Annotated in this window: 17 protein-coding genes and 1 pseudogene; 16 read left to right on the top strand and 2 right to left on the bottom strand. The window is 40.3% G+C overall.

From position 1 onward, the window contains the following. Nucleotides 1-216: 216 nt before the first annotated feature. From RTR43_RS25750 to yajC, 10 genes and pseudogenes are all read left to right on the top strand, one after another. Nucleotides 217-366: pseudogene (locus RTR43_RS25750) on the top strand (IS4 family transposase); the annotation flags it as partial. Nucleotides 367-629: 263 nt separating this feature from the next. After that, the gene (safA, locus tag RTR43_RS19255) at nt 630-2354 is read left to right on the top strand and encodes a SafA/ExsA family spore coat assembly protein (RefSeq protein WP_312474018.1); all 1725 of its coding nucleotides are present in this window, start codon (nt 630-632) and stop codon (nt 2352-2354) included. Continuing rightward, complete coding sequence (locus RTR43_RS19250; protein ID WP_312474016.1) at nt 2341-3330, top strand: phosphotransferase; 990 nt, start codon at nt 2341-2343, stop codon at nt 3328-3330. Before safA ends, RTR43_RS19250 begins: the two co-directional genes overlap by 14 nt. Before the next feature lie 105 nt (nt 3331-3435). Continuing rightward, nucleotides 3436-4131, top strand: coding sequence for a YhcN/YlaJ family sporulation lipoprotein (locus tag RTR43_RS19245; protein ID WP_312474014.1), 696 nt, complete (start codon nt 3436-3438; stop codon nt 4129-4131). Nucleotides 4132-4272: 141 nt separating this feature from the next. Then, nucleotides 4273-4833: a BofC C-terminal domain-containing protein gene (locus tag RTR43_RS19240; RefSeq protein ID WP_312474012.1), complete on the top strand. Its 561-nt coding sequence runs from the start codon at nt 4273-4275 to the stop codon at nt 4831-4833. Between the two features lie 293 nt (nt 4834-5126). Beyond that, complete coding sequence (gene ruvA, locus RTR43_RS19235; RefSeq protein WP_312474010.1) at nt 5127-5738, top strand: Holliday junction branch migration protein RuvA; 612 nt, start codon at nt 5127-5129, stop codon at nt 5736-5738. Between the two features lie 10 nt (nt 5739-5748). Continuing rightward, nucleotides 5749-6750 carry a Holliday junction branch migration DNA helicase RuvB gene (gene ruvB / locus RTR43_RS19230; protein ID WP_312474008.1) on the top strand — a complete coding sequence of 334 codons (1002 nt, stop codon included), beginning with the start codon at nt 5749-5751 and terminating at the stop codon, nt 6748-6750. Nucleotides 6751-6972: 222 nt separating this feature from the next. After that, nucleotides 6973-8001 carry a tRNA preQ1(34) S-adenosylmethionine ribosyltransferase-isomerase QueA gene (gene queA, locus RTR43_RS19225; protein ID WP_312474006.1) on the top strand — a complete coding sequence of 343 codons (1029 nt, stop codon included), beginning with the start codon at nt 6973-6975 and terminating at the stop codon, nt 7999-8001. Nucleotides 8002-8029: 28 nt separating this feature from the next. Beyond that, nucleotides 8030-9169: a tRNA guanosine(34) transglycosylase Tgt gene (tgt, locus tag RTR43_RS19220; protein ID WP_312474004.1), complete on the top strand. Its 1140-nt coding sequence runs from the start codon at nt 8030-8032 to the stop codon at nt 9167-9169. A 29-nt stretch (nt 9170-9198) separates the two neighbouring features. Then, nucleotides 9199-9489, top strand: coding sequence for a preprotein translocase subunit YajC (yajC, locus tag RTR43_RS19215; RefSeq protein WP_312474002.1), 291 nt, complete (start codon nt 9199-9201; stop codon nt 9487-9489). A 48-nt stretch (nt 9490-9537) separates the two neighbouring features. On the opposite strand, the gene RTR43_RS19210 is transcribed toward yajC, so the two are convergent. Continuing rightward, nucleotides 9538-9900 carry a TIGR04086 family membrane protein gene (locus RTR43_RS19210; RefSeq protein ID WP_312474000.1) on the bottom strand — a complete coding sequence of 121 codons (363 nt, stop codon included), beginning with the start codon at nt 9898-9900 and terminating at the stop codon, nt 9538-9540. 230 nt (nt 9901-10130) lie between these two features. Between RTR43_RS19210 and RTR43_RS19205 the strand changes: the two genes are divergently transcribed. Further along, on the top strand, nt 10131-10796 hold the full coding sequence (locus RTR43_RS19205) for a DUF421 domain-containing protein (RefSeq protein ID WP_312473998.1): 666 nt from the start codon (nt 10131-10133) through the stop codon (nt 10794-10796). A gap of 213 nt (nt 10797-11009) precedes the next feature. Here RTR43_RS19205 and spoVB read toward each other — a convergent pair whose 3' ends face one another. Next, nucleotides 11010-12554 carry a stage V sporulation protein B gene (gene spoVB / locus RTR43_RS19200; RefSeq protein WP_312473996.1) on the bottom strand — a complete coding sequence of 515 codons (1545 nt, stop codon included), beginning with the start codon at nt 12552-12554 and terminating at the stop codon, nt 11010-11012. A 139-nt stretch (nt 12555-12693) separates the two neighbouring features. Between spoVB and RTR43_RS19195 the strand changes: the two genes are divergently transcribed. The 5 genes from RTR43_RS19195 (at nt 12694) to RTR43_RS19175 (ending at nt 20994) form a co-directional block, all read left to right on the top strand. Then, the gene (locus RTR43_RS19195) at nt 12694-12990 is read left to right on the top strand and encodes a post-transcriptional regulator (protein WP_312473994.1); all 297 of its coding nucleotides are present in this window, start codon (nt 12694-12696) and stop codon (nt 12988-12990) included. 148 nt (nt 12991-13138) lie between these two features. Then, nucleotides 13139-15400: a protein translocase subunit SecDF gene (gene secDF / locus RTR43_RS19190; protein WP_312473992.1), complete on the top strand. Its 2262-nt coding sequence runs from the start codon at nt 13139-13141 to the stop codon at nt 15398-15400. A gap of 95 nt (nt 15401-15495) precedes the next feature. Next, nucleotides 15496-17859 carry a single-stranded-DNA-specific exonuclease RecJ gene (gene recJ / locus RTR43_RS19185; RefSeq protein WP_312473990.1) on the top strand — a complete coding sequence of 788 codons (2364 nt, stop codon included), beginning with the start codon at nt 15496-15498 and terminating at the stop codon, nt 17857-17859. Beyond that, entirely contained in the window at nt 17850-18362 is a 513-nt protein-coding gene (locus RTR43_RS19180; RefSeq protein ID WP_312473988.1) for an adenine phosphoribosyltransferase, read from the top strand. Before recJ ends, RTR43_RS19180 begins: the two co-directional genes overlap by 10 nt. A gap of 436 nt (nt 18363-18798) precedes the next feature. Further along, on the top strand, nt 18799-20994 hold the full coding sequence (locus RTR43_RS19175) for a RelA/SpoT family protein (RefSeq protein ID WP_312473986.1): 2196 nt from the start codon (nt 18799-18801) through the stop codon (nt 20992-20994). The last annotated feature ends 2 nt before the right edge of the window (nt 20995-20996 follow it).

Genomic DNA, 20996 nt, shown 5'->3' with positions numbered 1-20996 from the left:
CTATTGGTGACCGGAATCGAGGGGGAAACGAAAAAGTGGTAACCAATGAAGGCTATTGGTGACCGGAATCGAGGGGGAAACGAAAAAGTGGTAACCAATGAAGACTATTGGTGACCGGAATCGAGGGGAAAACGAAAAAGTGGTAACTAATGAAGGCTATTTGAATCCCGGTCGTATTCGGACAGGACTTGGGTAAAAAGGCAAAATCCAGTCTGATTGCAACCGTTAATCGAGCTTCTTCAAGGTACTCTAAAATAGACGTATAAGAAAATCAAAAAGTTAATTCAAAGTCAAGTTGCTCAGTGGATTTATGGCCTTCCCAGTTATATCAAGGTTTATTTACTAATTTCACTCTGCGAAAGTTGAGATAAAAAGAGTAAAAAAGATGCAATTTAATTGATTGCATCTTTTTTTGCCTGATAGATAGTTATCTGCGAAATAGTAGAAGATATCTGAGGAACTTAAATTTGCAGCGAAAAATTATATATATATGCGAATCAGTTTTAATATAAAATCAAAAGGGGATTCATATTTTTTCAAAAATTAGCATAAGTTTTTCTGAAGAATGTTAGCACTTTGCCCATTTTCACATACACTATATGGACTTATGCCATAGGAGGGAAATCAGAGTGAAGATCCATATCGTACAGAAAGGGGATACTCTTTGGAAGATCGCCAAGAAGTACGGCGTGAATTTTGAAGAGCTGAAAAAGATGAATTCACAGCTCAGCAACCCTGATATGATTATGCCCGGTATGAAAATAAAGGTCCCAACCACAAGTGGAACCGTTAAAAAAGAAGGGGCAATCAATATAGGAGCAAAAAAAGAAGTTCCCATTGCTGAGCATCCGTTTGCCAAAGAGAAGCCAGTGCCAATGAAGGAAGTACCGAAAAAGGAAGTGCCAATTGTTAAAGAACAGCCTATCAAAAAAGAACAGCCTATCAAAAAAGAACAGCCAATCATAAAAGAAGCACCAAAAGCACCCTACACTCCTAAAATGCCTCTACAAGTAGTCCCAGAAATTGATATTAATAATTATTATATGTCGAACATGACAAATATGACCGTCCAGCCAAATCTTCCACCTAAACCTGCCAACATACTTCCTGAAGTAAAAGAGGTACCGAAGAAAGAAATTCCAATCAAAGAAATTCCAATCAAAGAAGTGCCTATTCCAGCACCACTGCCAGTTCAGGAAGCACCTGTACATGATTATTGTGTTCCCATTACACCAGTAATGCCAGGACCTGGATTTTGTCCACCATATGGCGGTTACCCAGTGCAGCCAATGATGCCTTATCCACAAGTACAAGGTATTGCTTTTGCACCAACAGCTGGAATGATACATGGTACTCCAGGAGTTGCCCCAATTTCTGGCGGAATGCCAGTAATGCCAGGCGTTGCTCCAACAATGACGGGTGCACCAGTAATGCCAGGCGTTGCTCCAACAATGATGGGTGCACCAGTAATGCCAGGACACTATTTTCAAGATGAGTCATCATCCTTTATGCCGCAAATGCCTATGATGAACCCAGCCTATCACACGGGAGCAGGTATGGGGGCACCAACACCATACATGGACCCAGCGGCCTACGGTCAAATGCCAGGAGGCTATGGAGAAATGCCAGCGGCCTACGGTCAAATGCCAGGAGGCTATGGAGAAATGCCAGCAGCCTACGGTCAGATGCCAGGAGGCTATGGGGAAATGCCAGCGGCCTACGGTCAAATGCCGGCTCCCCACGGTCAAATGCCAGGAGGCTATGGAGAAATGCCAGCGGCTTACGGTCAAATGCCAGGAGGCTATGGAGAAATGCCAACGACCTATGGTCAGATGCCAGGAGGCTATGGAGAAATGCCAGCGACCTATGGTCAGATGCCCACCGGTTATCCTGCAGGATACCAACAAACAGCACCAGGAATGCCTGGAGCTCCGACAATGGGAGAACCATACGGTATGAGGCAAACACCATATGGTCAAATGCCATACGGTTACCCGCAAATGAACGGTCCGGTACCACAATCTATGGGTGTAACGGAATTTGAGGCTACGCAAGCAGTACCTGGACAAATGCCATACATGCAAGGCTACCAGGATCAGGGACTCCCGGTAGGAACGGGTACTATGGCTGACTGTGGCTGTGGACCAGCGCCAACAATGGGGATGATGCCAGCTGCTGAAGCGGTTCCTAACGCTGTCATACCAAACTTTGTACCGCCAACCCCGCCAATCTACAGTGCTCCATATACAGGACCTGCCAATGTTGCCCAGCCTCCCTATATGAATCCATATGGTTTGGGACCGGTTGGAACAAGTTCATATGGTATGCCAGGATACCGTGATGAAAGCGATTAACCCGTCAATGAACAGAAAGGGAGACGATGATTATCTTGATCGTCTCCTCTCTTATTTTCAGTCGCAGTTTTATGAAAAAATCATCCAGTTAGTCCCGATTCGAAAGTCTGTTTTTTTTCTGAAAACGGATAAAAATACTTACATTATTAAAGGGTATCATACCAATCGAAGACTTAGACTCCAAGAAGCCTTTACAGACACACTTAGAAAAGAAGGTTTTACAAAGACTTATTTGTTTTTAACTCCGGCCGTTAAAGAGGAGCTTTTTTTTGAAGGAACCTACTTTGGCTGTATCGAGTACATTCCTCCTAATAAAACAGGTTTTTCCTTCCATACACAAAAAAATCGCCAGGAAGGGATTGAGCTTCTCAATCAATTTCACCAGATTACAGCCTCGTTTGAAGTACGCTATCGAAGATTACTCCCAAAAGGTCAATTAATAGAAAAATGGACGGATCGGTTCTACCTTTTTTCTAATAACCTTCCCTTTCTTAAATATTTTATGAATGAACCGTTTATCTCGGAAATGTTGACATGGGCGAATTGGTCGCTAGAGGGTATGGAAAAAAATCGTCGGTTTTTTCTCAGAGAACCGTTTGTCATCCTTCATGGTGACGTGGCCCATCATAATTTTTTACGTGATAAGGAGGGGAAATTACATTTAATTGATTTTGATTTAATCAGTATTGGTATCCCTTCATTGGATTTTTTACAATATGCGAACCGGATTCTTCCATATATCGATTGGTCCTTCGAAAGGCTCTCGAGTCTTAAGCAAATTCGAAAGTATTTGCACGAAGAAGCATTTTTATATGCTTTGGCCTATCCAGCCGATATTTTTCGGGAATGGAATCGAATGATTCGTGAAAAATCTTATCATGATCATGTGAAATTTAAGCAGGTAATGGATTTATCCATTGGTCAGTTTTATACAAGAAAAAAATTTATTGACCATATAAAAAATCAGTTGATATGAACATGGTTTGGTCGTTTCTGGCAGAATGAAATCCCTGACAAAATAACACCCTATAAATGAGCATGGATGACATGCTCAGGAAGTTATTGAAGGGGGTTTTTTCGCATGAATAAGAAACAGTGGATGATTCCTCTTTCGGCCTTAATGATGGTTGGAATAGTCGGTTGCACAAAGGATAATAGCAAGGCGGGTGTGAATCAGTCTAATAATAATCTGTTACGCCCTGTTGGTTATTACTCCAATGAAAACCACCCTAACAATGGGAATGCTTTATTTAGAGATAATGATGGGGCAATAACCGATATGATGGACCGTACCTTCGGGGATGAGGATAAAGTTACAAACGAACAAAGAAGAAGTCAACTGCAGGAAAGAGACAAAAATGGTAATCCGAAAAACCCAACGACACCGTTAGCTTCGAAAGATCGAAACTTTTTTCAACGGGATGATCGTTACAGCACCAGTGATATGAATTATCACGGTCATTTGAATAAAAATATTGGAAATACCGGGGTTGCAACAGACCCTAATTTTCAGGATAATGTAACGAATAATATTAGAAACAAGGTAGCAAGCATCAATAATGTTCAGGATGTAAGATCCGTTGCCTACGGAAATACAGTGATTGTTTCAGTGAAATTGATTGATAATGGGAAAGCAGCAAATACAAAAAAGGCCATCAAAGATGCAGTGAAGCCTTACGCGCATGGAAGAACGGTAACCGTTCTAACGGATGAAGGAACCTTGGGCCGTGACCGCAACATGAATAATGATATTCAACTTAATAGGGGAGGAAAATAATTCAACTTCCTGAACAAGGACATAGCTTTCGGGCTTTGTCCTTTTAAATTTGCCTTAAACAGCTACGGATAAAAAGGCAAATAAAGGCTAAAATAGTATTGAAAAGATTGTTCAATTTTTTAACAATAAGAGGTGAGTAGCATGAGGAAGTATTGGATAGCATTGTTTCGGTTATGTATGCCTGTATTCGCTGTTATTCTCTTCATGTTTAGCTTTGGTGCATCGTTTGTTTTGATAACGGGCTCTGTAGCAGCTGCACAACTGGATAGCCGTCAAACTCAGCAAAAGCCTAAACCATTAAACATTACGGTGATTTTAGAACGAGTCTATCTTGATGGAGAAATCAGTCAAGAAGTCATCCACGAGACATGCTGGCTAATGGAGAATTTTTGGGCTAAATATGACCAGTGGCAGCTTACAGACAGCGATGAATCAACGTTTGTTTTTAGAAAACAAGTGGATGATATCTCCCCATTACTGAAGGCAAATGGCTTTTTTGGTATTACAGATGCTGGTGTGCTGACTATTTTTAACGGAAGGCCAGGCCAATCAAGAATCATTCAATCTTTTTTCCAAATAGATATAAAAAAGTTAGAGAGTAAAAAACAAGAAGAGCTGACTCAAGGCATCCCCATTAAAACTAAAGATCATTATGTCGAAGTTTTAGAAACATTTAAACCATATTCGATAAAAAAAGAATAGAAACATCCCTGAATCAGACTGATAGAAGCTAATCAGCCTGGTTTTTTTTGTGAAATTTACTATTCTGCTTGCTTGAATGTAGTCAATTTAAGGATATCAACGGATTTAGGAAGATATCAGCGGATTCGTGACAGATATCAGCGAATTCGTGACATATATCAGCGGATTCGTAGCATATATCAGCGAATCCAAATTCCGAATAGTTTGAAGTTCCGCTTAGCAGCTATTTTCTTCAACTAACATAAAATTGTATGGTAGAATGAAATTTAGTGAAACTAGGGGAGAGAATTCGATTGTATGAATTTATTAGAGGGGCCGTCGATTTTGTCGGGCCAGAATATATCGTTATCGAAAACAATGGGATTGGCTACCAAATATCAACGCCGAACCCGTTTATTTATTCTAGTAAAATGGAAACAATGGTGACTGTGTATACTTATCATTACGTGCGCGAGGATGTAAGCGCGCTGTATGGATTTGAAACAAGAGAAGAAAAAAAGCTCTTTACCAAATTATTAAATGTTTCTGGAATTGGGCCGAAAGGGGCACTGGCGATTCTTGCGTCTGGAGAAGTCCAGCAAGTAGTCATCGCGATTGAAGATGAGGATGAAAGCTTCCTCGTCAAATTTCCAGGCGTCGGCAAAAAAACAGCTAGGCAGATGATTCTTGATCTAAAAGGAAAATTACAGGATGTCGTCCCTGACTTTTTCCCGAATTTATTTAATGCAGAAAAATTCGCGTTACCAAAGCCATCAAACACCGTAGCCTTTGAGGAAGCGATTCTTGCCTTGAAAGCCCTTGGCTATTCAGAAAAAGAAATTAAAAAGATTTCACCTGAGTTAAGAAAAGAACAGCTGTCAACAGATCAATACATTAAAAAAGCCCTCCAGCGGCTTTTAAAATAGGTGATGGCACATGGAAGAACGAATTATTTCTAGTGAAGTGAATGAGAACGAGATAAGCATTGAACAAAGCCTTCGACCGCAAACTTTAAAGCAATACATCGGGCAGAATCAGGTCAAGGAAAATCTAGAAATATTTATTAAGGCAGCGCGTCTTCGCAACGAAACCCTGGACCATGTTCTCCTTTATGGTCCGCCGGGATTGGGGAAGACAACCCTTGCCGTCATTATCGCCAATGAAATGGGCGTGAACATTCGGACAACATCAGGGCCGGCAATTGAAAGGCCGGGTGATTTAGCCGCAATCTTGACCGCACTTGAACCGGGAGACGTTTTATTTATTGATGAAATACACCGACTACCGCGAACGATTGAAGAGGTGCTATATCCCGCGATGGAGGATTTTTGCCTAGATATCGTGATTGGAAAAGGTCCTAGTGCCAGGTCCGTACGTCTCGATCTGCCTCCATTTACGCTCGTAGGTGCTACGACAAGGGCTGGTTCTCTTTCAGCTCCGCTTCGCGACAGATTTGGAGTTTTAAGCCGGCTCGAGTATTATAAGGAAGATCAATTAAAAAGTATTGTAATCCGAACGGCAGAATTGTTCGATACGGAAATTGACGAGCCTTCGGCAGCGGAAATTGCTAGAAGAGCAAGGGGAACCCCGAGGATTGCCAATCGACTTCTCCGTAGGGTTCGGGACTTTGCTCAGGTAAAAGGAAATGGTACAATTGACCTTTCCCTCGCACGAGAAGCATTAGAACTTCTCCAGGTAGACCGACTTGGTCTCGATCACATTGATCATAAATTATTAAAAGGAATTATTGAAAAATTCCGTGGCGGCCCTGTTGGTCTTGATACGATTGCTGCCTCCATTGGGGAAGAGTCAGAAACGATAGAAGATGTGTATGAGCCGTATTTACTGCAAATCGGCTTCTTACAACGAACACCTCGAGGACGAGTGGTCACCGGAGCTGTTTATCACCATTTTGGGCTGGAGATTCCTGCTCCATGATTGGTTTATGTTATAAGACAAGGTAGAATAAAATTTCGACTTTGAGAATTGGCTACTCCAACGCACAGCAACTAGTGTACATCGCTCCCTCCCTACGATAAGTCAACATCGAATTGCTAACGCTCTTCGTGTTTCCTTAACTCAGTCGGAGCGCTCCAATTCATACATTGATAAACAAGCACTTCCGCTTTTCTTATTTTATAATGATTAGGATGTCATAATATGAAAGTAGATTTATTTGATTTTCATTTGCCTGAAGAATTAATTGCTCAAGTTCCACTGAAAAATCGGACTGACAGCAGATTAATGGTATTAGATAAGGAAACAGGCGATATCAAGCACGAAGTTTTTAAAAATATTACTGAGTATTTGCGTGAAGGGGATTGCCTTGTCTTAAATGACACAAAGGTATTGCCAGCACGCCTTTTTGGTGTCAAAAAAGATACGGGAGCCAAAATTGAAGTCCTACTTTTGAAACAGCTTGAAGGCGATCAGTGGGAAACGCTTGTGAAGCCGGCAAAAAGGGTGAAGGAAGGGACCGAAATCGATTTTGGTGAGGGTCTTCTAACAGCCGTTTGTACTGGCACATCTGACCATGGTGGAAGAATCCTGGATTTCAAATATGAGGGTATTTTTTATGAGGTACTTGATCAATTAGGTGAAATGCCACTGCCACCATACATAAAAGAGCAGCTTGATGATCGGGACCGATATCAGACTGTGTTTGCCCGCGAACCTGGTTCCGCGGCAGCGCCGACGGCAGGCCTTCATTTTACCGAAGCACTATTGGATGAGATTAAAGATAAAGGTGTCCATGTTACGTTTATTACCCTCCATGTGGGCCTTGGTACATTTAGACCGGTAAGTGTCGATGATGTATTGGAGCATGATATGCATTCGGAATTTTATATGGTATCAGAGGGGACAGCCCAATTGCTTAACAAGGTAAGGAATAATGGCGGCAGAATTATTACCGTTGGGACGACCTCGACAAGGACACTGGAGACGATTGCCTCCGCCAATGATGGACAATTTGTCGAAGGCAGCGGCTGGACCAATATATTTATTTATCCAGGCTACCAATTTAAAGCCATTGATGGAATGATTACCAATTTCCATTTACCAAAATCAACCTTAATAATGCTTGTTAGTGCATTGGCAAGTAGAGAAAATATTTTGCACGCCTACAAGACTGCTGTAGAGGACGAATATCGATTCTTCAGCTTTGGCGATGCTATGTTTATCATCTAAGGGAAGCACGAGGAAGGAGACAAAGAATTTGACTGCAATTCGTTACGAATTAATCAAAACATGTAAGCAAACGGGGGCCCGGCTTGGCCGCGTCCATACACCTCACGGATCTTTTGATACACCTGCTTTTATGCCGGTTGGGACACTTGCGACCGTGAAAACGATGTCCCCAGAAGATTTAAAAGAAATGGGTGCCGGGATTATTTTAAGCAACACCTATCATTTATGGCTCCGCCCTGGCCATGAAATCATTAAAGAAGCAGGCGGTCTGCATAAATTTATGAACTGGGACCGCGCGATTTTAACGGATTCTGGTGGTTTCCAGGTGTTCAGTTTAAGTGAATTCCGTAAAATCGAAGAAGAAGGCGTACACTTCCGCAATCATATGAGCGGAGAAAAGTTATTTTTATCTCCGGAAAAAGCGATGGAAATCCAGAATGCCCTTGGTTCCGATATCATGATGGCTTTTGATGAGTGTCCGCCATACCCGGCGACTTTTGAATATATGAAGAAATCAGTGGAGCGGACATCGAGATGGGCGGAACGTTGTTTAAGTGCCCATCAGCGTCCTGAAGACCAAGGTTTATTTGGTATCGTGCAAGGGGGAGAATATGAGGAGCTCCGTAAACAGAGCGCGAAAGACCTTGTATCGTTAGACTTTCCTGGCTATGCTATTGGGGGATTATCGGTGGGTGAACCAAAAGACATAATGAATCGGATGCTTGAATACACAACACCGCTATTACCGTCCAATAAACCTCGTTATTTAATGGGAGTAGGATCGCCGGATTCTTTAATTGATGGCTCGATTCGTGGGGTTGATATGTTTGACTGTGTGTTGCCAACACGGATTGCCAGAAATGGTACGTTAATGACTAGCAATGGTCGTCTTGTTGTGAAGAATGCAAAGTTTGCCCGAGATTTTGGACCGCTTGATGAAAATTGCGATTGCTATACATGCCGAAACTATAGTAGAGCCTATATTCGTCACTTAATTAAATGTGATGAAACATTCGGAATTCGTTTAACGTCTTACCATAATCTTTATTTTCTGTTAAGATTAATGGAGAAAGTCAGACAAGCCATCATGGAAGACCGGCTTGGTGATTTCCGCGAAGAATTTTTTGAACGTTATGGCTTCAATAAGCCAAACGCGAAAAATTTCTAATAGATGCTTTTTGAAAGGAGGGAAACAAGATGCAAGGTACTATGGGTACAATCATTCCATTAATATTAATGTTTGTATTATTTTATTTCCTATTAATTCGCCCGCAGCAAAAACGCCAAAAAGCGGTTCAGCAAATGCAGCGCGATTTAAAGAAGGGTGATAAAGTTGTCACGATTGGTGGACTACACGGTTTTGTAGACTCTATTGATGATAGTAAAGCTGTAATTAAATGTGGAGACGGTAGCCGTCTTACATTTGACCGTTCTGCGATTCGTGAAGTCACTGAAGATAGCGGAGAAAGCGTAAACCTTTCAAAATAATCATAAAAAGTAAAAGGAAGCCACAAATATAATGGCTTCCTTTTACTTTTAAATTGACCGTCTAGAATTATTGGTTGCAATGTTAACTCCTAAAATCCCACCCATCATGGCAATTAATGTATAGCAGGTATGATAGATTACTTGCTCGGCGTCAAACAGTCGATCATAGCCTAAGTATTGAAACAAAAATACAACAAGTGAGTAAATGAGCCCTGTTAGTCCTCCTATAAGCCAGCCTTTTTCTTTACGCTTCCCTCCAGATAGAAAACCACCTCCGAATAGTCCAATAAATGATAGAGCCGTAATGACATATTGAACTGATCCTTCACGAGCGGATGTAAACCTAAGAATAAACGCGAAAATAAGGCTGCATATCACGGCAAAAGCAAAGACAAAAAATAATCCATACAAAATCGAGGTACCAAAGCTTTTTGATTCGATTTTACTCTCCCCCTTCAGGCCGCCAGAATTTTTCTTTATTTTCTGTAGTGCCCTAGATTACAGTTTCTTTCCTAGTACAAGCGTATTCGTTAAGGCTGGAAATTAGAATTAAAAGATGCCCGCTTTTCAAAAAGAAAACGAATGATAAGCCCATAACTGCGAACAATAGGACTGAATGGAAAAAAAGGGGCGATTCGGAAGTGGAAGTATACTTGAGTATCATTTTTCGAACGATTTTTTTATATGTAGTCATGCTAATTATTTTCAGGGTAATGGGGAAGAGGGAGATTGGGGAATTAAGTATTCTGGATCTCGTTGTTTTTATCATGATTGGTGAGATGGCCGTAATTGCTATTGAAGATACGAAGGATCCGCTATTACACACGGTTATACCAATGGTGCTGCTGATGTGTATTCAAGTTACGCTTGCGATTCTTTCATTAAAAAACAAGAAATTTCGTGATCTTATCGATGGAAAGCCAAGTATAATCATCAATCGCGGGAAAATTGATGAGGCAGAGATGAAAAAGCTGCGTTATAATTTTGATGATTTAATGACACAATTACGAGAAAAAGACATTAGAAGTATTACAGATGTTGAATTTGCCATTTTAGAAACATCGGGTAAATTATCTGTTTTAGAAAAAATAGAGGAGCCAAAGAAACCTAAAACTCCATCCAAGAATGGTGACATTACCATTCCATTAATTATAGATGGAACTATTGAGGAAGAGAGCCTAAAAAGGATTAATAAAACCAATCTGTGGCTGCGGCAAGAACTTAAAAAGAAGGGGTACCGGGATATTAAGAAAATTTCTTTCTGCAGTTATGAAAACGGCAAGTTTTTCATTGATATGCAGGATTGAACTTAGCTGAAAAGAGACACGCCAATCTAAAGAAAGCGTGTCTTTCAGGTATGGAAAAGGAGAGGAGTGCCGCAAAAAAATCAGTTTATCTAAATCTAAGCGAAAAACATTTTTACTTTGAACCGTTGAAGTTCTGCTCTGCTCACAGCGCCTTTATTAGGTTATTGTAACTACTCATAGCCTAGCTATTTTCTAGATAGGCTTGGTATTGATTTAAAAAAATTTACCAATCCAAGGAAATCGGTGTAGCTCATCCTTTTTAATCAGCCCGAATAATAGCAGAAGGACTAAATAGGAAATCCCCATCCCCGTAATCGAGGTTAATACCCTCATCACTAAATGTTCTTTTAAGAGGATATTTTCAAACAACCAAAATCCTAACCAGCCGGATGCCCCCATAACTAGAAAGCCTTTTAAATAATCTCGCATGTTAAACGGGAAGGAAATCTTTTTTAATACAGTAGCAAAATGAAGAATCGTTACTAACACAAAGCCGACGATAATCCCGAGCGCAGCCCCAGTTATGCCAAAGGAGGCTTGTGAGGCGAGTAAAAAGATAACAGCTGTTTTGACGACGGCCCCAATTAGACTATTTATCATCGCAGCTCGTGCAAGATTTAACGCTTGCAGGACCGCCTGTAATGGACCTTGATAGTAATAAAATAAAAAGAATGGAGCCATTAAGCGAATAAAATATCCCCCTTTTGTTGACCCATACATTAGCTGCATGAGAGGGTCTGCCAATACATATAGGACAATGACGGCAAGTCCACCTGTTAAAAAGGTCAAACGTAATGCTTGCTGCAGCCGATAGGCAATTAACTTGTGGTTATTTCGTGAATTGGCCTCGCTGATGGCAGGAACCAACGATGTTGCTAATGAAAAGGTGACAAAAGATGGCAGCATTAGCAGCGGCATCGCGTAGCCGGTTAAGGATCCATATTGTTTCGTGGCATTAACCGCAACAACGCCTGCGATGGCTAAGCTGTGGACAACGACGATTGGTTCAAAAAACCAAGAAACCGAACCAATCATTCTGCTTCCCATTGTGGGTAAAGCAATTTCCATTAAATCATGGAATGTCTGTTTCCCTTGCTGGGCGAATTGAAAGAAATTCTTTCTAAGCGGAAAACGTTTTTTTAATTTGAAAGTGGTCATTAAGTAACCGAGTGAAACCAGTTCACCAATAACCGATGCCGCCATTGCAGCAGCAGCTGCATATTCAACTCCATACGGAAGAAATGCCTTCGTCATCACGGCAATTAAGGTAATTCTGACAAGCTGCTCCAAAATCTGCGAAATGGCTGACGGACGCATATTTTGTCTTCCTTGGAAATAGCCTCGTAAAACAGAAGAAACGGCAATAATTGGAATAGCTGGCGCGATGGCAATTAAAGGATAAAAAGTCCTTTGATCGGTAAACAGCGTCGTTGAAAGAATCGGTGCCAGCAGGATAATAGCCGGCGTAATAATGATGGATAAGCTAATCGTAGTTGCCAGGGAAACAACAAGGATTTTTTTAATTTCAGCATAATCTTTTCGTGCCTCAGCCTCGGCAATATTTTTTGAAATAGCTACCGGTAGACCTAGCTGCGTGATTGTTACCACAAGAATAAAGGTTGGATATGCCATCATATATAAGCCAACGCCTTCTTCGCCAATGCTTCTTGCTAGGACAATCCGATAAATAAAACCAAGGACCCTTGTAATTAATCCGGCAATTAATAGGATAAAAGTCCCCTTTAAAAACTTCGACATGCTGATTCCCACCTTCTCAAAAAAGAAGAATTCATATACAATTAACTATATGCTTCATGGTGGACAAAGCATGACATGTTGTAAGAGCTTTTTAAAAGACAATTAACTTTAAGGGGTCATCCCCAGGGGGGCAGATTGGATGGATAATAGCAGTGTAAACGACCATTTTCGTACCCAGGTTCAACCGGCATTAGCAAGTAAACTCGAGGAGTTTCGATTGCTAGGGATTGATTCTGTAACGGAACAAGGGCTTTGGGAATTCTTAATAAAGAAAAAGTGGAAAAAGGTAAAAGATGAATTAAAGCTATACGAAATTATCCAAGAAATACTCTCTGTTAAAGTTAGTGATTATATCAGCTTTGCAACCATTGAGACATATAAAACGGCTGAATTTTCTTTTGATGATGAAAACGAAATGAAAGAGCTTTTAAAGTAGTCCCAATGTTATTTAAATTTTCATTTTATTGAAATTGACAGCTAATCTATCTTATTCCATAATGGAGGCAGTGACTTTTTTATTATTTTTATATAAGGCTTGTATGTAAAAGTGCTAACGCACAGGCACTAAGGAGGAACAATACATAATGGTAAAGCGCAGTAGAATTATTGCTTTCTTTCTTGTGGTTCTAATTGTAGGGAGCACAATGGGAGCAACGACAAAGAACATCTTAAACAATTTGAAGCTTGGACTTGATCTTCAAGGTGGATTTGAAGTTTTGTACGAGGTTCAGCCAGCTAAAAAGGGTCAAAAGATTGACAAGAATGTAATGGCTAGTACGGCTGAAGCGCTTGATAAGCGTATTAACGTCCTTGGGGTTAGTGAACCGAGTATTCAAATCGAAGGGAATAATCGGATTCGCGTCCAGCTTGCGGGTGTTACAGATCAAGCAAAAGCACGGGAAATTCTGTCTACTCAAGCAAATCTAACCTTCCGTGATGCCAATGACGTGGTTAAGATGGATGGAACGGACTTAAAACAAGGGGGAGCAAAGCAAACCTTTGATGAAAAAGGAGCTCCAAGTGTCTCTTTAACATTAAAGAACTCGGATAAGTTTAAAACGGTCACTCAAGATATTGTTAAAATGGCACCAAATAATGTTCTTGTTATTTGGCTCGATTTCGAAAAGGGAAAAGACTCTTTTAAAAATGAAGTGACAAAGCCAAAACCGAAATATTTATCAGCACCAACAGTAAATCAAGTTTTTAACCAAAATACTGTTTCCATTGTCGGAAACTTCACTGTGAAAGAAGCGCAAACCTTATCTTCGCTTTTAAACGCAGGGGCGCTACCTGTAAAGCTTAAAGAAAAATATTCCACTTCTGTAGGAGCTAAATTTGGAGAACAAGCCTTAAATGAGACAGTACTTGCTGGTATCATCGGCGTAGTCCTCATTTATCTGTTCATGCTTTTCTATTATCGTTTTCCTGGCTTCATTGCAACCGTTACATTATCGATTTATATTTATCTCGTGTTATTAATTTTTGATTGGATGAATGGTGTCCTGACCTTGCCGGGTATCGCCGCGATTATTCTCGGGGTCGGTATGGCTGTCGATGCCAATATCATCACCTATGAACGGATCAAAGAAGAACTAAAAGTGGGTAAAAACATTAAAGCAGCGTTCGAAGCTGGTGAGAAACATGCTTTTACAGCCATTCTTGACTCTAACTTAACCACAATCTTAACAGCTGCTGTATTATTCTATTACGGGACAAGCTCTGTAAAAGGTTTTGCGACCATGTTAATTGTGAGTGTCTTGATGAGTTTTCTCACTAATGTTTACTTTTCCAGACTTTTGTTAGGGCTATGGGTTCACAGCGGTTTATTTAAAAACAAACCGAGCTGGTTTGGTGTACACCCGTCCAAAATTAAAGCTATTTCCGAAAACGTTGATACAATTGATCTACCAACTAGATTTGATAAAATTGATTTTGTAAAACTAAGGAAAAAAATATTCCTTTTATCAGCAACCCTTATTGTAGTTGGTACTGTGATTATTTCTATTTTCCGTTTGAATTTAGGTATAGATTTCTCAAGCGGAACGCGTGTAGATGTTTCATCGAACACCCCTTTAACAACTGAACAGGTTAAAAATGCCTTTATCAAACTTGATCTAAAACCAGATGATGTTGTCATTTCTAGTGATAAAAAAACGGGTGCTGTTCGTATGGTTGGTGTTTTGTCTAAAAATGAAATTGCCGACTTAAAAGCAGAGTTAAATAAGGAATTCGGCTCTGAGCCAAATGTCAGCACGGTTTCTCCAACAGTAGGGAAAGAGCTGGCGAAAAATGCCTTTTACTCAGTTTTGTTTGCATCGATAGGTATTATTCTTTACGTTTCATTGCGATTTGAAATGTATATGGCCATCGCAGCCGTTGCTTCAATCCTTCACGATGCGTTCTTTATGATTGCTATTTTCAGTATTACTCGACTTGAAGTCGATTTAACCTATATCGCGGCAATCTTGACGATTGTTGGTTATTCGAACCACGATACGATCGTTACCTTTGACAGGATTCGTGAAAATATGTATAAGAAAAAGCGTCTCAAAACGGTTCAGGATATTGCTGAAGTGGTAAACGTTAGTATTCGTCAAACATTAACTCGTTCGGTCAATACAGTATTAACAGTTTTAGTTACGACTGCATGCTTAATGATTTTTGGAAGCCCATCAATCCGAAATTTCTCTATTGCCTTGTTCGTAGGATTAATTGTCGGTGTATATTCCTCCGTCTTTATCGCAGGCTCTTTATGGTATGTCATGAAATGTAAAGAGTTGAAGAAGAAAGGTGTTATTAAAACGGAGAAAGTAAAGAGAAAATATTCTGATCAACCACAGGTGTAATTTTAAAAAACCGCAGAACCCTGCGGTTTTTTCTTTTGATTGAAAGACGTTTCACACTCCTGTATAATAAGAAAGTCTGAGGGGTGAACAAACAAATGCTAAAGTCAAAATCAAGATGGATTGTTCCCAGTTCTGATCACAATCTAGTGAAAATGCTGGAAAATGAATTGAAAATTACACCTCTAGTTGCGTCATTGCTTGTCAACCGTGGCTTAGATACCGTAGAATCTGCACGGTATTTTTTATTTGGAACGGATGAATTCCACGACCCTTATTTGTTAAAAGGGATGGATATTGCGGTAAAGAGAATTCGTGAAGCCATCGAAACGCAAGAACCGATTCTCATTTTTGGTGATTATGACGCTGATGGAGTAAGCAGCACCGCAGTGTTAATGATCACTCTGCTTGAACTGGGCGCAAATGTACAATTTTACATCCCTAATCGTTTTACAGAAGGCTATGGGCCAAATGAACCTGCCTTCCGTCAAGCAGCAGAAAATGGAATCAATTTGATAATAACGGTGGATACTGGAATATCCGCTATTCATGAAGCATCCCTTGCGAAAGAGCTCGGAATTGACCTAATTATTACAGACCATCATGAACCTGGGCCAATCTTACCAGAAGCACTTGCAATTATTCACCCGAAGCTTCCTGATAGCACCTATCCGTTTCGGGAACTGGCAGGAGTAGGAGTGGCCTTTAAACTTGCCCATGCCCTATATGGTGAAGTTCCTGAGCATTTACTTGAAATTGCCGTAATTGGGACGATTGCTGACTTAGTTTCATTAAAAGGTGAAAATCGTCTGATTGCCAAAAAAGGGCTTGAAAAGCTGAAAGTTACCAAAAATATTGGCCTTAAAGCCATTTTAAAATTGGCTGGAGTTGATCCGTTGTCAATTAATGAAGAAACCATTGGATTTACACTTGCACCCCGGATCAACGCCGTGGGTCGATTAAAAGATGCAGACCTAGCTGTAGAGCTTATCCTGACAGAAGACCCAGAGGAAGCCCTGCAATTAGCGGGAGAAATGGATGCATTAAATAAGACAAGGCAAGCGATAGTCAATTCAATAACTAACGAGGCAATCGAAGAAGTCGAAAAGAATTATCCGATTGCGACCAATAAGGTTTTGGTTATTGGCAAGGAAGGATGGAATGCCGGTGTTATTGGCATCGTTGCTTCCAGACTTGTTGAGAAATACTATCGGCCAACAATCGTTTTAAATTTTGATCCAGAAAAAGGTGTGGCAAAGGGCTCTGCTCGTAGTATTGCTGGTTTTGACCTTTTTAAAAATTTATCGACCTGCCGGGACATACTGCCCCATTTTGGCGGTCATCCTATGGCTGCAGGGATGACCTTGAAGATTGAGGATGTTTCAGAGCTGCGGACAAGATTAAATAAACTTTGTGAAGAACAACTAACGGATGAGGATTTGATTCCCGTTACCTATCTTGACGAGGAAATCCGTCTGGAAGACATCAGTTTATCGTCATTAGATGAAATGAGTCAGCTTTCTCCTTTTGGTATGGACAACCCTAAACCAAAGGTTTTAATAAATAATGTTGAAATTGCCAATATGAGAAAAATTGGCAGTGGACAAAACCATCTCAAGGTTTTAGTAAATGAAGCTGGAACAAACCTTGATGGAATAGGTTTTGGGTTGGGACATTTAGTGGACCAGATTTCACCTGCATCAAAAATTTCATTCATTGGAGAATTATCTATAAATGAATGGAATAATATGCGGAAACCACAAATTTTTATCCAAGATATTGCGGTAGATTCTTGGCAGTTATTTGACTATCGCGGGCAGAAACGAATTAACAGTATTGCTCAATCGGTACCTGTTGAAAACATGAAATTCATTATTTTTAACGAAAACTATCTTGAAAAGTTTAACTCTGCAAATGGGTATGAGACAGTTTTTATTCAAAATCTTGAAGAGGCAAAAGCATTCAATGGTTACCTAGAAAATATTGTTTTAGTTGATTTCCCGCCATCAAAGGAAATTCTTGAAGGTTTAATAAAGGGGAAACAGCCGGCAAGGGTTTATGCTTATTTTTATAAGGAATCCAGTGATTTCTTTAGCACCGTTCCAAACCGTGACCATTTTAAATGGTTCTATGCCTTTTTACTAAAAAAAGGTCCAATTGACCTTAAACGGTATGGAGAAGATATCGCCAAACATCGCGGCTGGTCACAGGAAACGATTAACTTTATGTCAAAGGTGTTTTCTGAACTGGATTTTGTTACAATAAACAATGGATTTATTACTTTGAATAATCAAGCGCAAAAGCGTGATTTAAGTGACTCTAGAACCTATCAATCCAAACAGAAGCAATATTCTCTTGAACGGGATTTATTGTTTTCGTCCTTTCAGGAATTAAAGGACTGGTTTGATCAAGTCATTCAAGAGTCGGTTGAAACTGAGGAGGCAATAACAGAATGGATTTAAAGCAATTTATTACAATCGTACCCGATTGGCCGAAGCCTGGAATTAAATTTAAAGATATTACCCCTTTAATGAATGATGGTGAAGCATACAAATATGCAACAGATCAAATCGTTTCTTATGCAAAAGAGAAACATATTGATCTTATTGTTGGACCTGAAGCTCGTGGATTCATTATTGGCTGTCCCGTTGCTTATTCGCTTGGAGTGGGCTTTGCTCCTGTCCGTAAGGATGGAAAGCTCCCACGTGAAACCATTAAAGTAGGATACGGCCTGGAATATGGAAAAGATGTTTTAACTATCCATAAGGATGCGATTAAACCGGGACAACGTGTTTTAGTTACTGATGATCTGTTAGCTACAGGCGGTACGATTGAAGCAACCATTCAATTAGTTGAACAACTTGGCGGTGTTGTCGCTGGTATCGCTTTCTTAGTTGAGTTAAGTTATTTAGAAGGCCGGAAAAAGCTTAACGGCTATGATATTTTAACACTAATGCACTATTAAATGATGCTAGAGGGCACTCCTGAAGAGTGCTCTCTTTATAATATTAGAAATATTATCTTTGGAATTTGAAAACTGTCTAGCTTCAGCGCCCAGTATACTTCGCCCTTTTCCCTACGATAAGTCAACATCGGTTCACTTCGTTTACCGTGTTTCCTTTATCTCAGTCGGTTCAGTCCAGCCCTTACGTTGCTGAACAGGGCACTTGCGCTTTTCTAATTTTTCGACACAAATTTCGTAATTTGCAGAAAAAACTTCATAATTACTTTACATCTGTGCTTTTTTTTTCGATAATAGTAACAATCATTCTAATTTAGGAACGATTTTTTTACGAATGACATTGTATATAGAAAACTCGGTGAAGGGCAAGGACCTTTATCGGTAGTTCATGGCAAAGTTTTTCTTGATAATAAAATGAGATGAAAATAAAGGTGATTTCATGGCGAATGATCAAGTGTTAACAGCCGACCAGGTCATCGACAAGACTCGGAGCTACTTAAATGAAGAGCATGTTGAATTAGTGAAAAAAGCGTATGAATTTGCTAAACATGCTCATCGTGAACAATATAGAAAATCGGGTGAGCCGTATATTATTCATCCTATCCAGGTGGCGGGGATACTAGCAGACCTTGAGATGGATCCGGCTACGGTTGCAGCTGGTTTTCTTCACGATGTCGTTGAAGATACGAATATATCCTTAAAGGATATAGAGTTAGCTTTTAACGATGAAGTGGCCATGCTTGTCGATGGGGTAACTAAACTAGGAAAATTTAAATATAAATCGCACGAGGAACAGCAGGCGGAGAACCACCGGAAAATGTTTGTGGCAATGGCACAGGACATCCGCGTTATTCTGATTAAGCTTGCTGATCGTTTGCATAATATGCGGACATTGAAACATCTGCCTATTGAAAAACAGCGCCGGATTTCAAATGAAACACTTGAAATTTTTGCCCCTTTAGCACATCGTCTTGGTATCTCAAAGATTAAATGGGAGCTAGAAGATACCGCATTAAGATATTTAAATCCGCAGCAATACTACAGGATTGTTAACTTAATGAAAAAGAAACGTGCGGAACGGGAGCAATATTTAGAGGATGTCATCGTAGAAGTTAAGAGTCGGATGAATGAGGTTTCCATTAAGGCTGAACTTTCAGGCCGTCCAAAGCATATCTACAGTATTTACCGGAAAATGGCGTTACAAAATAAGCAATTCAGTGAGATTTATGATTTACTAGCTGTCCGAATCGTGGTCAACAGTATTAAAGATTGCTATGCTGTTTTAGGAATAATTCACACTTGTTGGAAGCCGATGCCTGGCCGCTTCAAGGATTATATTGCGATGCCAAAGCCGAATATGTACCAATCTCTGCATACAACGGTTATTGGACCAAAGGGCGACCCGCTTGAGGTACAAATTAGAACCTATGAGATGCACCGGATTGCTGAATTCGGGGTCGCAGCCCACTGGGCATATAAAGAAGGAAAAGCCCTTAGTGACAGCTCTTCTTTTGAACAAAAACTAACCTGGTTTAGAGAGATTCTTGAGTTCCAAAACGATACAGCTAATGCTGAAGAGTTTATGGAGTCATTGAAAATTGACCTGTTCTCAGATATGGTGTTTGTGTTTACGCCAAAAGGCGATGTGATTGAACTGCCGTCCGGTTCTGTTCCAATCGATTTTGCTTATCGAATCCATTCAGAGATCGGCAATAAAACAATTGGGGCCAAAGTGAACGGCAAAATGGTCACACTTGACTATCGTCTCAAAACTGGTGACATTATTGAAATCTTAACCTCTAAACATTCATACGGACCAAGTCAGGATTGGTTGAAGCTTGCACAAACATCCCAAGCGAAAAACAAGATTCGCGCCTTCTTTAAAAAGCAACGCCGTGATGAGAATGTTGTTAAAGGGAAAGAGCTAGTCGAAAAAGAAATCCGTAATATGGAGTTCGAGCTTAAAGAAATTTTAACATCAGACAACTTGAAGAAGGTTGCGGATAAATTTAATTTTTCCAATGAAGAAGATATGTACGCCGCAGTTGGCTATAATGGTGTAACAGCCTTACAGGTTGCTAACCGCTTAACTGAGAAATGGCGCAAAAAACGCGACCAAGAACAGTCAGCGAGCATTACCAATGTGATTTCGGATATAAAATCCTTTCCAGCAAATAAGAAACGTGAATCTGGCGTCCGTGTTCAAGGAATTGATAACCTGTTAATTCGCTTATCCAGGTGCTGTAATCCAGTCCCAGGCGATGAAATTGTCGGTTTTATTACGAAGGGGCGCGGTGTCTCTGTTCACCGCTCTGATTGCACCAACATTGATTCGAATGATGCCCAGTCAAGATTGATTCCTGTCGAGTGGGAATCTTCCTTAAATGATCGGAAGGAATATAACGTCGATATCGAAATCAACGGTTATGATCGTCGAGGACTGCTAAATGAAGTTCTTCAAGCGGTAAATGAGACGAAAACAAATATTTCGGCTGTTACCGGAAAGTCTGACCGTAATAAAATGGCTACCATCAGCATGTCGATTGCGATTCACAATGTTAGCCATCTGCAAAAGGTCGTCGAACGAATTAAACAAATCCCAGATATTTATTCGGTTCGCCGGATTATGAATTAAGG

Source organism: Neobacillus sp. (assembly GCF_031988165.1).
GTDB classification, from domain to species: Bacteria; Bacillota; Bacilli; order Bacillales; family Cytobacillaceae; genus Neobacillus; species Neobacillus rhizosphaerae.
Note: the sequence above shows the minus strand (reverse complement) of the source record. Positions and strands in the feature narration are given on the sequence as shown.